This window comes from Massilia sp. 9096 (assembly GCF_000745265.1).
Classification (GTDB): Bacteria; Pseudomonadota; Gammaproteobacteria; order Burkholderiales; family Burkholderiaceae_D; genus Telluria.
Genome location: NZ_JQNN01000001.1, coordinates 980,482 through 994,986 on the forward strand (window position 1 = coordinate 980,482; position 14,505 = coordinate 994,986).

General features: G+C 68.4%; 14 protein-coding genes. 9 read left to right on the forward strand and 5 right to left on the reverse strand.

Translation table 11 applies throughout. The annotated features are described in order from the left end of the window. Positions 1–8: 8 nt before the first annotated feature. Both FA90_RS04300 and ligD read left to right on the forward strand, forming a co-directional pair. Positions 9–1,700 (forward strand): M28 family metallopeptidase, encoded by a 1,692-nt coding sequence (locus tag FA90_RS04300; RefSeq protein WP_081933637.1) that lies wholly within the window; start codon positions 9–11, stop codon positions 1,698–1,700. An 88-nt stretch (positions 1,701–1,788) separates the two neighbouring features. Then, on the forward strand, positions 1,789–4,398 hold the full coding sequence (gene ligD / locus FA90_RS04305) for a DNA ligase D (protein WP_036166281.1): 2,610 nt from the start codon (positions 1,789–1,791) through the stop codon (positions 4,396–4,398). A 30-nt stretch (positions 4,399–4,428) separates the two neighbouring features. Here the strand turns inward: ligD and FA90_RS04310 are convergent, their stop codons facing one another. The 4 genes from FA90_RS04310 to FA90_RS04325 form a co-directional block, all read right to left on the reverse strand. Beyond that, positions 4,429–5,778: a glycoside hydrolase family 5 protein gene (locus FA90_RS04310; protein WP_156116581.1), complete on the reverse strand. Its 1,350-nt coding sequence runs from the start codon at positions 5,776–5,778 to the stop codon at positions 4,429–4,431. Between the two features lie 155 nt (positions 5,779–5,933). After that, the gene (locus tag FA90_RS04315) at positions 5,934–6,191 is read right to left on the reverse strand and encodes a hypothetical protein (protein WP_036166284.1); all 258 of its coding nucleotides are present in this window, start codon (positions 6,189–6,191) and stop codon (positions 5,934–5,936) included. Between the two features lies 1 nt (position 6,192). Continuing rightward, positions 6,193–7,290, reverse strand: a complete 1,098-nt coding sequence (locus FA90_RS04320; RefSeq protein WP_036166286.1) for a Ku protein — start codon at positions 7,288–7,290, stop codon at positions 6,193–6,195. A gap of 16 nt (positions 7,291–7,306) precedes the next feature. After that, a complete protein-coding gene (locus FA90_RS04325; protein ID WP_036166288.1) occupies positions 7,307–8,281 on the reverse strand; it encodes an SDR family oxidoreductase in 975 nt (324 codons plus the stop codon). A gap of 147 nt (positions 8,282–8,428) precedes the next feature. On the opposite strand from FA90_RS04325, the gene FA90_RS04330 reads away from it, so the two are divergent. Together FA90_RS04330 and FA90_RS26190 are read left to right on the forward strand one after the other, a co-directional pair. After that, a complete protein-coding gene (locus FA90_RS04330) occupies positions 8,429–9,937 on the forward strand; it encodes a GGDEF domain-containing protein (RefSeq protein WP_036166292.1) in 1,509 nt (502 codons plus the stop codon). 122 nt (positions 9,938–10,059) lie between these two features. Then, entirely contained in the window at positions 10,060–10,305 is a 246-nt protein-coding gene (locus FA90_RS26190) for a hypothetical protein (protein WP_156116582.1), read from the forward strand. A 16-nt stretch (positions 10,306–10,321) separates the two neighbouring features. Here the strand turns inward: FA90_RS26190 and FA90_RS26195 are convergent, their stop codons facing one another. After that, positions 10,322–10,645, reverse strand: a complete 324-nt coding sequence (locus FA90_RS26195; RefSeq protein WP_197065242.1) for a hypothetical protein — start codon at positions 10,643–10,645, stop codon at positions 10,322–10,324. A gap of 21 nt (positions 10,646–10,666) precedes the next feature. Here FA90_RS26195 and FA90_RS04335 point away from each other — a divergent pair, with 21 nt between their 5' ends. The 5 genes from FA90_RS04335 to ureC all read left to right on the forward strand — a co-directional run bounded on the left by FA90_RS04335 (position 10,667) and on the right by ureC (position 14,494). Then, positions 10,667–11,521 (forward strand): urease accessory protein UreD, encoded by an 855-nt coding sequence (locus FA90_RS04335; RefSeq protein ID WP_156116584.1) that lies wholly within the window; start codon positions 10,667–10,669, stop codon positions 11,519–11,521. An 11-nt stretch (positions 11,522–11,532) separates the two neighbouring features. Further along, positions 11,533–11,835 carry an urease subunit gamma gene (locus tag FA90_RS04340; protein ID WP_036166296.1) on the forward strand — a complete coding sequence of 101 codons (303 nt, stop codon included), beginning with the start codon at positions 11,533–11,535 and terminating at the stop codon, positions 11,833–11,835. 83 nt (positions 11,836–11,918) lie between these two features. Beyond that, positions 11,919–12,461: a GNAT family N-acetyltransferase gene (locus FA90_RS04345; RefSeq protein WP_051971413.1), complete on the forward strand. Its 543-nt coding sequence runs from the start codon at positions 11,919–11,921 to the stop codon at positions 12,459–12,461. Continuing rightward, a complete protein-coding gene (locus FA90_RS04350; protein WP_036166298.1) occupies positions 12,458–12,793 on the forward strand; it encodes an urease subunit beta in 336 nt (111 codons plus the stop codon). The genes FA90_RS04345 and FA90_RS04350 overlap by 4 nt, the downstream gene beginning before the upstream one ends. After that, positions 12,794–14,494, forward strand: a complete 1,701-nt coding sequence (gene ureC / locus FA90_RS04355) for an urease subunit alpha (protein ID WP_036166301.1) — start codon at positions 12,794–12,796, stop codon at positions 14,492–14,494. It begins immediately after the preceding gene. Positions 14,495–14,505: the final 11 nt, after the last annotated feature.

The following is a 14,505-nucleotide window of genomic DNA, read 5'->3' on the forward strand; positions in this document are numbered from 1 at the left end:
AGAACCCCGTGAGAAAACCCGCTTTCGCACTGCTCGCCCTGGCCGCTGCCGCCGCCGCTTTCTGCGCCCAGGCCGCCACGCCCGCCAATACTCCCGTTGCCGGTAACGGCGCCGCCCACATTGATCCCAAGCACCTGGCCGAAGACACCAAGGTGCTGTCGTCCGACGCCTTCGAAGGCCGCGGCCCGAACACCGCCGGCGAAACCAAGACCGTCGCCTACCTGATCAAGCAGTTCAGCGAGGCCGGCCTGAAGCCGGGCGGCGACCTGGTGGGCGGCAAGCGCAGCTGGACCCAGGACGTGCCGCTGGGCCGCTTCGAGATCCAGGGCCCGGTCGACATCTCGGTCACCGACGGCAAGGGCTCGCAGAAGCTGCGCCAGGGCGAGGACGTGGCGTTTCGCGCCGCCATGAACAACATGCGCCTGGTCGACTTCAAGAATGCGCCGCTGGTGTTCGTCGGCTACGGCGTGACCGCGCCGGAGCGCAAGTGGGACGACTTCAAGGGCATGGACCTGAAGGGCAAGCTGGCCGTGGTCCTGATCAACGACCCGGACTTCGAGACCGGCCAGGGCGACTTCGGCGGCAAGGCGATGACCTACTACGGCCGCTGGACCTACAAGTTCGAAGAGATGGCCAAGCGCGGTGCGCTGGGCACGCTGATCGTGCACGAGACCGCGCCCGCGTCCTACGGCTGGAACACGGTCAAGAACTCGAACACCAACGCCCAGTTCGACATCGTGCGCCAGAACCCGACCCAGGCCCATGCCCCGGTCGAAGCCTGGATCCAGCGCGACGTCGCGACCCGGCTGTTCAAGGATGCCGGCCTGGATTTCGACGCGCTCAAGAAAACCGCGCAGTCGCGCGACTTCAAGCCGGTCGAACTCAAAGGCGTGACGATGTCGGCCCACTACGCGGTCGACGCCCAGGTCATCACCTCGAAGAACGTGGTGGCGATCCGCGAAGGCAGCGCGCACCCGGACCAGACCGTGATCTATTCGGCGCACTGGGACCACCTCGGCATCGGCCTGCCGGACGCGAAGGGCGACAAGATCTACAACGGCGCGATCGACAACGCCACCGGCACCGCCGCGCTGCTGGAACTGGGACGCGTTTTCGCCAAGGCGCCGCAGCCGCAGCGCAGCGTGGTGTTCCTGGCCGTGACCGCCGAAGAGAAGGGCCTGCTCGGTTCCGAGTACTACGGCGCCAACCCGCTGTACCCGCTGGCCAAGACCGCCGGCGTGATCAACATGGATGCGCTCGACCCGTACGGCCCGGCGCGCGACTTCTCGATCTCGGGCAACGCCAAGTTCCAGCTGCTCGACGACCTGGTCGCCAAGGCCAAGACCGCCGGCCTGCATTTCAGCCCGGACCCGCGTCCGGAAGCCGGCAGCTTCTTCCGTTCCGACCACTTCTCGTTCGCCAAGCACGGCGTGCCGGCGCTGTCGTTCGAGTCGGGCCAGGAGCTGGAGCAGGGCAGCGCCGCGGCCGGCAAGGCCCATCACGACGCCTACACCAGCGCCAACTACCACCAGCCGTCGGACGAGTTCCATGCCGACTGGCCGTTCACCGGCATGGCGCGCGACCTGGGCATCCTGTACGCGGTCGGCAACGACCTGGCGAACTCCCCGACCTGGCCGAACTGGTCGTCGGACTCGGAGTTCCGCGCGGCGCGCGACAAGAGCGCGGGCGAGCGTAAATAAGCGTCGATGGCAGATAGTTAACTGGCGTACAGTCGGGCACCTAACATCGTCCTAAGCTGGCATCACACTGCGCAAACCAGGTGATGCCATGTCCGACGCCCTCAAGCTGTACAAAGCCAAACGCGATTTTTCGATCACGTCCGAACCCGCGGAGGGCGGCGCGCCGAGCACCGGCGCGCTGACTTTCGTGATCCAGAAGCACTGGGCCACGCGCCTGCACTACGACTTCCGGCTCGAGCTGGACGGCAGCATGAAAAGCTGGGCCGTGCCCAAGGGCCCGAGCTACGACACCCACGACAAACGCATGGCCGTGCACGTCGAGGACCACCCGATCTCCTACTCCGACTTCGAAGGCACGATCCCGCCGCACCAGTACGGCGCCGGCGAAGTGATCGTCTGGGACAAGGGCACCTGGACCCCGCTGGGCGACCCGCGCCAGGGTTATGCCAAGGGCGAAATCAAGTTCGAGATGCACGGCCACAAGATGCATGGGCGCTGGGTGCTGGTGCGCCTGCGCGGCCATGACGACGACAAGCAGGAACCCTGGCTGCTCATCAAGGAAACCGACGAGTATGCGCGCCCGGCGTCCGAATTCTCGGTGGTCGACCAGTTCCCCGACAGCGTCAAGGACCTGCCGATGCCGGCCGCCGAATCCGCCGCCAAGACTGCCACCAAGGCTGTTGCCAAAAGCCCCGGCCGGCGCGGGGCGATGCCCGCGGGCGCGCTCAAGGCCGAGCTGCCCGAGACCCTGAACGCCGAACTGGCGACGCTGGTCGACGGTCCGCCGCCCGACCCCGAGAACTGGATCTACGAGATCAAGTTCGACGGCTACCGCATGCTCACGCGCGTGCAGGGCAAGGATATCCGCCTGATCACCCGCAACGGCAACGACTGGAGCGACAAGCTCGGCCCGCTCAAGAAGGAGCTGGCGCGCATGAAGCTGCCGGACGGCTGGTACGACGGCGAGATCGTCGTGCACGACGAGAACGGCAAGCCCAACTTCAACCTGCTGCAGCTGGCCTTCGACGGCTCCAACAGCGCTCAGATCGTGTATTTCGTGTTCGACGCGCCCTACATGAAGGGCTACGACTTGCGCGACGTGCGCCTGGACGAGCGCCGCCCGCTGCTGGAGGCGGCCCTGGGCGCCAAGCCCTCGGAGATGGTGCGCTTTTCCGCCGAATTCGGCGACGACCCGACCCAGCTGGTGGCCGCCGCCTGCCAGGTCGGCCTGGAGGGCGTGATCGGCAAGCGGCGCGATTCGCGCTACGTGACGCGCCGCTCGCCCGAGTGGATCAAGCTCAAGTGCGGGATGCGCCAGGAATTCGTCATCGGCGGCTACACCGACCCGAAGGGTTCGCGCGTCGGCGTCGGCTCGCTGCTGCTCGGCTACTACGACGACGCGGGCGTGCTGCGCTACGCCGGCCACGTCGGCAGCGGCTTCAACGGCGCCTCGCTACGCCACATGCGCGAGACGCTGGAGGCAATCGGCAGCGACGAGAATCCGTTCCCGCCGCGCGCAGTGCCGGGCCGCGGCAACCACTGGGTCAAGCCGCAACTCGTGGCCGAGGTCAGCTTCTCGGAATGGACTCCGGCCGACATCATCCGCCACCCGGTGTTCCAGGGGCTGCGCAAGGATAAGCCCGCGCGCGCCGTGGTGCGCGAACGGCCCAAGCACGCAGAGGAGGCAAGCGCGATGGCAGCGAACGAACACAAGCAAACCGCATCGGCATCGGCATCGACAGGGGCGCCGGCGAAGGCCAAGGGCCGCACCAAGGCGGCCGCATCGACGCTGCCCGACGGCCTGCCGCCGACATTCAAGGTCACCCACGGCGAGCGCGTGATGGACAAGGAGTCCGGCGTCACCAAGCTCGAGATGGTGCGCTACTACGCCCTGGTCGGCGAATTGATGATGGCGCACCTGAAGGACCGTCCGGTCTCGCTGGTGCGCGCGCCCGAAGGCGTGGGCGGCGAGCTGTTCTTCCAGAAGCACGTGGTCGACACCGCCAAGATGCCGGGCGTGGCGCAGATGGACCCCAGGCTCGACCCCGAGCACCCGAGCATGACCGAGATCGCCACCCTGGAGGGCCTGCTGTCGGCCGCGCAGTGGAACGTGATCGAGATCCACAGCCAGAACGCCACCGGCGCCCATTACGACACGCCCGACCGCATGGTGTTCGACCTCGACCCGGGCGAAGGCGTCGAGTTCGAGCGGGTGCAGGAAGCGGCGCTGCTGATGCGCTCCTTCCTGGCCGACCTCGGCCTGAACGCGTTCCTGAAGACCAGCGGCGGCAAGGGCTTGCACGTGGTGGTGCCGATCAAGCCGAAGCTCGACTGGGACACGGTCAAGGACTTCTCGCATGCGATCGTGAACCACCTGGCCAGGACGCTGCCCGAGCGCTTCTCGGACAAGAGCGGCGCCAAGAACCGGGTCGGACGCATCTTCATCGACTACCTGCGCAACGGCCGCGGCGCGACCACGGTCGCGGCCTGGTCGGCGCGCACCCGGCCTGGCCTGGGCATCTCGGTGCCGGTGCGCTGGGAAGAGCTGCCGCAGTTGACCTCGGGCGCGCACTGGACCGTGCGCACCGTGGGCGAGCGGCTCGAGGCCGGCAACACGCCCTGGGCCGACTACGCCAAGAGCGCGACCACGCTGACGAAGGCGATGAAGACGCTGGGGTTCGCGCCGGCCAAAAAGTAGGCGCTGCTACCGCGCTGCCTGTCGTGCCGCCTACCGCGCCGAGCAGAAGACCGCGTCCACGATGTCCTGGTGCAGCCAGGTCAGCGTGCCGCGGTCCAGCAGCGCCATGACGTCGCTGCCGCCCGGCGCCAGCGCCTTGTTGCCGTTGTCCCACCACACGGTCGGGATGCCGACGGCGTGCGCACCCTTGACGAAGTACGCCGCATGCTTGACCCGCTCGACCGCGTTGTTCTTGTCGGTCGACGCCCATTCGCCCAGTACCACCGGAATGCCCTTGGCGACGAAGCGCGTGTTCAGGCGCGCGAACAGCGCATCGAGCGTCTGGGTGTCCGTGAACACGGCGCTGCCCTGCTGGTTCAGCGCGAAGTCGTAGGGCTGGTAAGCGTGGCTCGAGAGCGCGATCATCGGGTCCGCCGGCAGCACCAGCGGCGCCAGCTGCTGCTCGCCCGGCGCCGCCGCGTACGACGGCAGCATCACCAGGCGGCGTGCGTTGTTCCCGCCGGTGGCGCGGATCGCCGCCAGCGCCGCCGCGTTCAGGCGATTGATCACGTCGTAGTACTCGGCCTTGCCGATCCAGTCGTCGACCCCGTTCACGCTGACTCTCGGCTCGTTCATCGCCTCGAACACCAGCCGATGGTCGTACTTGGCGAAGCGCGTGGCGATCTGGGTCCACAGCTTGGTCAAAGTGTCCTTCGCGTTGGCCTCGTTGGCGTGCGTCGGCGCTTCCCAGCCGTTGTTGTGGTGGATGTTGAGGATGACCGTCATGCCGTCGGCCAGCGCATAGTCGGCGACCTGCTCGACCCGGTCCATCCAGGCCGGATCGATGGTGTGCGCGGCGCCGCTCATGTGGTCGTCCCAGCTGACCGGCATGCGCAGCGTGGTGAAACCGGCCTTGCGCACCGCGTCGATCGTGGCCTGCGTGGTCTTCGGGTTGCCCCAAAAGGTTTCATCCTGCAGCGGCGCCGCGCTGTTGCCGTTGGCGTCGAGCGAATTGCCGAGGTTCCAGCCCTGGCCCATGGCCGCGACGATGTCGGGCGCGCGCCGCACCTGGCAGGCCTGGCCGTTTTCCATGCCGGCGCCGTCGGCGGCGGGTGCGGTGGCCAGGCTGGCGCAGAAGGGCAGGCCCCCGGTGCCTTGCGCGACCGGCGGCTGGTAGGCCGCGGCGCAGGCGGCATATGTGCCGGCGGCCGTGGGAGTGGGTGTGGCCGCGGGCGCGGGCGCGGGCGTCGTGCCGGCGATCGGGGCAGCGGCGCCGGAGCCGCCGCTGCCGCTGCACGCGCTCAGGGCCGCCAGCGTGGCGAGCGCCCACGCGCGCGCAGCCATGTACGCAGGCGGGCGTGCGCCCGCGCGCCGGGCGGGGATGCGATGAAAGGGTGTCATGGATGTCTCCGATGCGCCGGCGCCTGCGTGGGCGCCGCGCTTTTTGATGTGGCTGCGATATGGATGCCCGCCGCCAGCCTACGCCGGCAGCAGCGGGCGCGCAATCGTGCCGGCGGCATCCGTCGCGCCCGGGCCACGCCCGGGTGGCGCCAACGTCATGCCCCCTCCGGCGCGCCCTTCTCGTTCTTGAAGATGCCGCGCACGTTCATCGCGAACAGGCCGACCTGCAGCGCGATCAGGGCCCAGGCCTTGTCGTTCACGCCCCAGGTCACCCAAAGCGCATTGCTGAGGATGAAGGCCCAGAAGCCGAGGATGCGCGTGCGCGCGTGGCGCGAGGCCACCAGGAAGCCGGCGATCAGCGTGACCGCCATCGCCGGCCATTGCAACAGGTCGATCAGATCTTTCCAATCCACGTCAGGCCGCCTTTCGGCGCCGCGCCGGCGCTTTCTCGGTGGCGGCGGACTTGGCGGCAGCGGTCGTTTTCCTGGCTGCCGTCGCCTTCTTGGCGGCGGCGGGGGTCTTCTTGGCCGCGCTGGCGCCCGTGCGCTTGGCGGCGCTGGCCGTCTTGGCATGGACCGGCGCACGTGCAGCCGTGCTCTTGCGCGCGCGCGGCGGCGGGGCGTCGCCGCTGTCCTCGTCGTCGTCGTCGGAAGGCTTCCTCGACTTGCGCGGCGGCGGATCGTCGTCGTCGTCGTCGTCCGCGGCGGGTTTGGCCGGCTTCTTGCCCAGGCTGGCCTGCAGCAGCGCGACCAGGTCGATCACGTTGGACTTGGCCGGCTTGTCCTGCTCCGGCTCCGGCTCGGTCAGGGTCTTGGTCTGGTTGGCCTCGATCTTCTTCTTGATCAGGGCCATGACGTCTTCGCGGTAGGTGTCGTGGTACTGCTGCGGCTTCCACTTCTCGCTCATGCCCTCGACCAGGGCCTTGGCCATCTGCAGTTCCTTTTCGGTGACCTGGGCCGCCTTCGACTCTTCATCGGGGATCTTCAGCTCGTCGGTCGGGCGGATCTCGTCCGGATAGCGCAGCGTGTTGAGCACGATGGTGTCGCCGACGCAGACCAGCGCCGCCAAGTGCTGCTTGACGCGGATGACGACGTTGGCGATGCCGATCTTGCCGACCTCGCGCAGGGTCTCGCGCAGCAGCGCATAGACCTTGTCGCCGCCCTTGCCGGGGGCGAGGTAGTAGGGCTGCTCGTAATAGATCAGCGGGACCTGCTCGGCGTTGACAAAAGCGAGGATGTCGATGGTCTGCGTGGCTTCCGGGTTGGCGCGGCGCAGGTCCTCGTCGGTCAGTACCACGTACTCGCCCGAGGCGTATTCGTAGCCCTTGACGATGTCGTCCCACGACACTTCCTTGCCGGTGCTCTTGTTGTAGCGCTTGAAGCCGATCGGCGAGAAGTCGCGCCGGTCGAGCATGTTCAGGTCGAGCCCGTTGTCGCTGACCGCCGGGTACATCTCGACCGGGATGTGGACCAGCCCGAAGCTGATCGCACCTTTCCACATACTCCTCGCCATGATCGTCTCCTTTCGCTTATTCGCCGACCGAACCCGTAATCGGCAGCACGACCCCGGTCACGTAGCCCGAGCACACGCTCGAGGCCAGGTAGACGTAGGCCGGCGACAGCTCTTCCGGCTGGGCCGGACGGCCGAAGGTGGTAGCCTGGCCGAACTTGGTGATCTCCTCGGGCGACTGGTCGGCCGGGTTGAGCGGGGTCCAGACCGGGCCCGGGGCCACGGCGTTGACGCGGATGCCCTTGTCCAGCAGGTTGGCCGCCAGCGACATCGTGAAGGCGTGGATCGCGCCCTTGGTGGTCGAGTAGTCGAGCAGCTTCTTGGAGCCCTTCAGGCCGGTGACCGAGCCGGTGTTGACGATGGCGGCGCCGCGCTTCATGTAGGGCAGGCAGGCCTTGGCCATGTGGAAGTAGCCGTAGATATTGGTCTTCATCGTCATGTCGAAGCGGTCTTCGGTCAGGTCGAGCAGCGTTTCGGCGTGTTCCTGGAAGGCCGCGTTGTTGACCAGCACGTCGAGACGCCCGAACTTGGCCACGACCTGGTCGACCGCCTGCTGGCAGAACTCCATGTCGCGCACGTCGCCGGCGATGGTCACGCAGCGCGTGCCCTCGGCTTCGCAGTAGCGCTGGGTCTCGGCCGCGTCCTCGTGCTCGTTCAGGTAGAGGATCGCGACGTCGGCGCCTTCGCGCGCGAACAGGATCGCGACCGAGCGGCCGATGCCGGAGTCGCCGCCGGTGATGATCGCGGTCTGGCCGGCCAGCTTGCCGCTGCCTTTATAGCCCTCGGCCATGAACTTCGGCTTGAGCTCCATCTGCGCTTCCAGGCCGGGCTTGGCCAGGTGCTGGGCGGGGAAGTCGCCGGAAGGCTGGTTGACGCCGGTCTGGGCCGCGCCCGAGCTGCTGCCGGAATCGCCTTTCTGCATGCTGCCGTCGAGCTGGTCCTGACGGTTCTGGATGCCTTTCTGCTGGTTTGCGGTATCGTCCTGAATTGCCATGTTGTCCTCCGTATCTTTGATCAGGCCAGTATTCCCGGCAGACGGCGCAGCCAACCGTGCGCTTCCACACACATGAAGCCATTTGCGCACGCCGCGCGAGCGATATGGCAAAATTGTTATGTAGTTAGGCAACTCAGGAGCGAAAAGATGCGGCAGCAGGGCAGGGAAGGCAGGACGAGTACCGGGGTCTATCTGAGCCCGATGGCGCAGCGCCGCGCCGAATTCGAGGACATCTGCGGAATGCTGTTCGCCCGGCTCGAGCTGGCCGACGGCATCGACGCCGCTGCCGACCTGGTGAAGGCCGCCCAGCCCGACCTGCTGGTGCTGGACCTGGACCGCTTCGCGCCCGGCATCGACCTGGAGGCGATGGCCGCGCTGGTGGCGCTGCGCGCCGGCGCCCTGACCTTGTTGCTGTGCCCGTTCGGCAGCGCCGGCTGGATCCCGGCGCTGATGGCGGCCGGCATCGGCGCCAACATGGGCGCCAATCCGGACGCCGATCCGGACGCCCACGGCGTCCATTATGCGATCACGCCGGCGCCGCCCGAGCGCCTGCGCGTGCTGGTGGAGGCCCAGCTGGATGCGCCCGCCGGGCCAGCGGACGCCGGCTTGGCGGGCGCGCGCAGCCTGCTGGCCTTGCGCGCACGCGTGCAGGCGACGCTGCGCGAAGCGGACGATCCGACGCGCCTGGCCGAAGCCTTGTGCGAGGCGCTGGGCAGCTGGCCCGGCGTGGTGCACGCCGCCGTGCTGCGGCGCCAGTCTGATGGCGACCTGCAGATCGAGGCGCAGCTCGGCGCGCCCGGACTGGCCTTGGGCGGCCTGCTTCAGCGCACAGAGCGCCTGTTGCAGGCGCCGCTGCGCCATGCGTTTCCCGGCCTGCTGGCGGCCGCCGGCGGCGAACTGGTGCTGCTGGACGACCCCAGCCAGGCCGGCGAGCCGGACATGGCGGTATTCCTGCGCGAGCACGGGGTGGCGCTGGCGGCCGGCTTGCCGATCCCGGCCGACGGACCGGGCGCGCCACGCGGCGCGCTGTCGCTGCTGATGGACAGCGCCCGCGCCTGGTCGCGCGACGAGTGGGACACGCTGCTCGACATCGCACGGCTGGCCGCCGCCGGCTTTCGCATGGCCGAGCTGCATCAGGAAAACGAGACGCTGCTGGCACGCCTGACGCATGTGTCAACGGTCGATGCGCTGACCGGGGTGGCCAACCGCCGCCACGGCGAGGAGCTGCTGGAAAAGGAGATCCGGCGCGCGCGCCGCTACCGCGTGCCGCTGGCGCTGCTCGCCTTCGACATCGACCGTTTCAAGGCAATCAACGACAACTACGGCCACCCGGTCGGCGACGTCGTGCTGCGCGCGGTGGCCGAGGTGACCCGCGCCGTATTGCGCACCAGCGACGTGCTGGTGCGCTCGGGCGGCCAGGAATTCCAGATCCTGGCGCCGCACACCAGCGCGATCGACGGCCTGAAGGTGGCCGAGAAGATCCGCCATGCGATCGCCCAGGCCGTCATTCCGGGCGTCGACCACGTCACCGTCAGCCTCGGCGTGGCCCAGCTGGGCGAGCAGGAGAGCGCCGATTCGCTGGCCCAGCGGGTCGATGCCGCGATGAGAAGAGCCAAGCGCGCGGGAAGAAATTGTGTCGAATTGGCCATGCAATGAAATGTCGGCACCGCCGCGTCTTGATTTCCATGCGGCGCACCCTATCTGTCCATCATGGTCCAGGCCACGGCGACGCAACGGCAAACGAATCGTGATTGCCAGCAAAAGCCAGCTGTGGCAGGATGGACCTGACGATCATTTTTGAAGGTGTCACCATGTCCCGCTTCGGTACGATCATTCTTGCTGTTCTTTCCATCGTCTTGTTCGTCGCCGGCCTGCCAGCCGCGTCCGTGATCGCCCTGGCCTTCGCCATCGGCGTCGAACTGCTTGCGCTCAAGCGCGCCATGGACGAACAGCGCGCCGCCCAGGCCCTGCGTCCGGTGCGCATCACGCGCACGGTGCGCCAGCCGCGCCGCAACCGCTACTGATCCGCCGCCGCTCGCGTCATCGATCGAGCGGCCACGGCCCGCCGGCCTGCCCGCGCCCGCGGGTGAATCCGGCGCCGCCGTTTTTTATTGTCGCCCCGCGATCTCGATCGCAGGCGGCATGCGCGCCGCCCGGCGTGTCTTTCCGCGTCGCTTCCGCTGTTTTCCGCTTTTCCGCCGCTTTTTCTTCGGTGTGATACTGAACACGTTTTTGCTGCACCAATGTCGTGCGCGCCGTCGCCGCACGTGCCGCTACGGTGCGCACGCATCGGCCGTATCGACCGCATCCGCCGATCCGCATAGCGGGTGAGCCTGCGATGACGGGATGCAAACGCTCTGGCATGCATCCTGCTATATCGATGGTATGCCCGATTGCACCCATCTCGACCGTATCGACGTCCCGCCAGGCTGGCAAGCCAGCCTGGCGCTCGGCTTCGCGCGCGACGGCGAAACCACGCGCCTGGTGCGGCGCGAACACCGCGGCCCGCTGCGCGTGCAAAAGGCGCTGTATCCGGAGGGGCCGCGCGCCTGCCACGTGATACTGGTGCACCCGCCCGGCGGCGTGGTCGGCGGCGACGGGTTGCGCATCGAGCTCGAACAGGGCCCTGGCGCCCAGGTGCTGGCGACCACGCCGGGCGCGGCCAAGTGGTACCGCGCGAATGGCCGCGGCTCCGGCCAGCAGGTGCTGCTGCAGGTCGGCGCCGGCGCCGCACTCGAGTGGCTGCCGCAGGAAACCATCTTCTACGAGGGCGCCGACGTACGTCTCGAGCACGAGGTCGAGCTGGGCGAGGGCGCCTGTTACCTCGGCATGGAAATCCTGTGCTTCGGCCGCCGCGCCGCCGGCGAGCGCTTCGCGCGCGGGCGCGTACGCCAGCGCACGCGCATCCGCGCGGCCGGGCGCACGATCTGGTGGGAGCAGGGCGTGCTGCACGGCGGCGCACCCGGCGAGGGCGCGCTCCACAGTCCGCTCGGCCTGGGCGGCCATCCGGTGTGCGCGACGCTGCTGGCGGTCGGCCGCCCGGCGAGCGCCGCCTTGCTGGCCGAGCTGCGCGCGCTCGATCCCGGCCTGGCGTTCAGCCAGGTCAAGAACGTGCTGGTCGCACGCTGGCTCGGCGACGAGGCGGAAACCGCACGCGCCTGCCTGCTGCGCGCCTGGGCGCTGTTGCGGCCGCACCTGGTCGGCATGCGGGCGGTCGTGCCGCGCATCTGGCATACCTGATTGGAAAGCGCATGGACCTGACACCCCGCGAAAAAGACAAGCTGCTGATCTTCACCGCCGCGCTGCTGGCCGAGCGCCGTCGCGCGCGCGGCCTGAAGCTTAACTATCCGGAAGCGGTCGCCCTGATTACCGCGGCGATCATGGAAGGCGCGCGCGACGGCCGCAGCGTCGCCGAACTGATGAGCGAAGGCACGCGCATCCTGGCGCGCGCCGACGTCATGGACGGGGTGCCGGAAATGATCCCCGAAATCCAGGTCGAAGCCACGTTCCCGGACGGCAGCAAGCTGGTGACCGTCCACGATCCGATTCCATGAGCGACCCGCTGAGCGCCCACTAAGCGACCCGCTGAGAGCCTACTAAGCGACCCACTGAGCGATTCCCATCACGCTGGAGGTTAATGATGAAGATCTGCGCACTCGATGCATCCACCCTAGACGAAGTCCGCCCCGACCTGGTCGAGCTGCTGCTGGACGCGGTCGCCGATGGCGGCCCGCTCGGCGTCGACGCCGCGATCGACCGGCTGGCCGCGCGACGCTATTGGGACGAGGTCGGCGCGGCGATCGCCGGCGGCACGCGCCTGCTGCTGGCGGCCAGCCACGAGGGCAAGCTGCTCGGCAGCGTGCAGCTCGACCTGAGCCAGCAGCCGAACGGCCACCGTTTCGCCGAACTGCAGCAGCTGATGGTGCATCGCCATGCGCGCCGGCGCGGCCTGGGCGGCGTGTTGCTGCGCGCGGCCGAAGCCGAGGCCGGCCTGCTCGGACGCGGCCTGCTGTTCCTCGACCTCGAGGCCGGCTCGGGCGCCGAGCAGCTCTACCATGGCTACGGCTATACCTGCGTCGGCGCAGCGCCGGACAGCGTCTCCCCGGGCGCAGCCAGGCCCGCGATGGCGACGTACTACAAGGCGCTGTTGCCCATGACGCCCCTGGCGGAGCTTGCATGATCCCCGGCGAATACCTGCTCGAGGACGGCGAGATCGAACTCAACGCCGGCCGCCCGACGCTGGTCGTGGCGGTGGCCAACGCCGGCGACCGACCGATCCAGGTCGGTTCGCACTTTCATTTCTACGAAGTCAACGACGCCCTGCAGTTCGAGCGCGAGGGGGCGCGCGGCATGCGCCTGAACATCGCCGCCGGCACCGCCGTGCGCTTCGAGCCGGGCCAGCGCCGCACGGTCGAACTGGTCGCGCTCGCGGGCGCGCGCGCGGTGCACGGCTTCCAGGGACGCGTGAACGGGCCGCTGGATAGGCCGCTGCCTGAACAGGGAGACGCATAAATGGTCAGCATCAGCAGGCAAGCCTACGCCGACATGTACGGCCCGACCACGGGCGACCGCATCCGCCTGGCCGACACCGACCTCGTCATCGAGATCGAGCGCGACTACGCGGCCTACGGCGAAGAAGTCAAATTCGGCGGCGGCAAGGTGATCCGCGACGGCATGGGGCAGTCGCAGCGCCTGCGCGCCGAGGTGATGGACACCGTGATCACCAATGCCGTCATCGTCGAGCACTGGGGCATCGTCAAGGCCGACATCGGCATCAAGGATGGGCGCGTCCATGGCATCGGCAAGGCCGGCAACCCGGACATCCAGCCGGGCGTGACCCTGCCGATCGGCGGCGCCACCGAGATCATCGCCGGCGAAGGGATGATCGTCACCGCCGGCGGCATCGACACCCACATCCACTTCATCTGCCCGCAGCAGATCGAGGAAGCCTTGATGTCGGGCGTGACGACGATGCTGGGCGGCGGCACCGGCCCGGCGGTCGGCACCGCGGCCACCACCTGCACGCCGGGCGCATGGCACATCCACGCGATGCTGCGCGCGGCCGACGCCTTTCCGATGAACCTGGGCTTTTTCGGCAAGGGCAACGTCAGCCAACCCGGACCGCTCGAAGAGCAGATCGGGGCCGGCGCCATCGGCCTGAAATTGCACGAGGACTGGGGCTCCACGCCGGCCGCGATCGACAATTGCCTGGCGGTGGCCGAGCGCATGGACATCCAGGTCGCGCTGCACTCGGACACGCTCAACGAAGCCGGGTTCCTGGAGTCGACACTCGGCGCCTTCAAGGGCCGCACGATCCACACCTTCCACACCGAAGGCGCGGGCGGCGGCCATGCGCCGGACATCATCGCCGCGGTCGGCCAGGACAACGTGCTGCCCTCGTCGACCAATCCGACCCGGCCGTTCACCGTCAACACGCTCGACGAGCACCTCGACATGCTGATGGTCTGCCACCACCTCGACCCGGCGATCGCCGAGGACGTGGCGTTCGCCGAGTCGCGCATCCGGCGCGAGACCATCGCCGCCGAGGACATCCTGCACGACATCGGCGCGATCTCGATGATGTCGTCCGACTCGCAAGCCATGGGGCGCGTGGGCGAGACCATCACGCGCACCTGGCAGACCGCGCACAAGATGAAGGTGCAGCGCGGGTCGTTGCCGGAAGACTCAAGCCGCCACGACAACTTCCGCGTCAAGCGCTACGTGGCCAAGTACACGATCAACCCGGCCATCGCGCACGGCATCGCGCATGCGGTCGGTTCGCTCGAGCCGGGCAAGATCGCCGACCTGGTGCTGTGGCGCCCGGCCTTTTTTGGCGTCAAGCCGTCGATGATACTGAAAGGCGGCAGCATCGCGGCCAGCCTGATGGGCGACCCCAACGCCTCGATCCCGACGCCGCAGCCGGTGCATTACCGGCCGATGTTCGCGGCGTTCGGAGGCGGTTTGAAGACCTCGTTCACCTTCCTCTCGCAGGCCGCTTTCGATGCCGGCGTGGCGCGCCAGCTCGGCTTGAACAAGAGCGCGATCCCGGTGCGCGCCACCCGCGGGTTAAGGAAGCGCGACATGATCCACAACGGCGCCACGCCCCACATGCAGGTCGACCCCGAGACCTATGAAGTGCGCGCCGACGGCCAGCTGCTGGTGTGCGAAGCGGCCAGCGTGCTGCCGCTGGCCCAGCGCTATTTTCTATTCTGATCCGGTTTCAA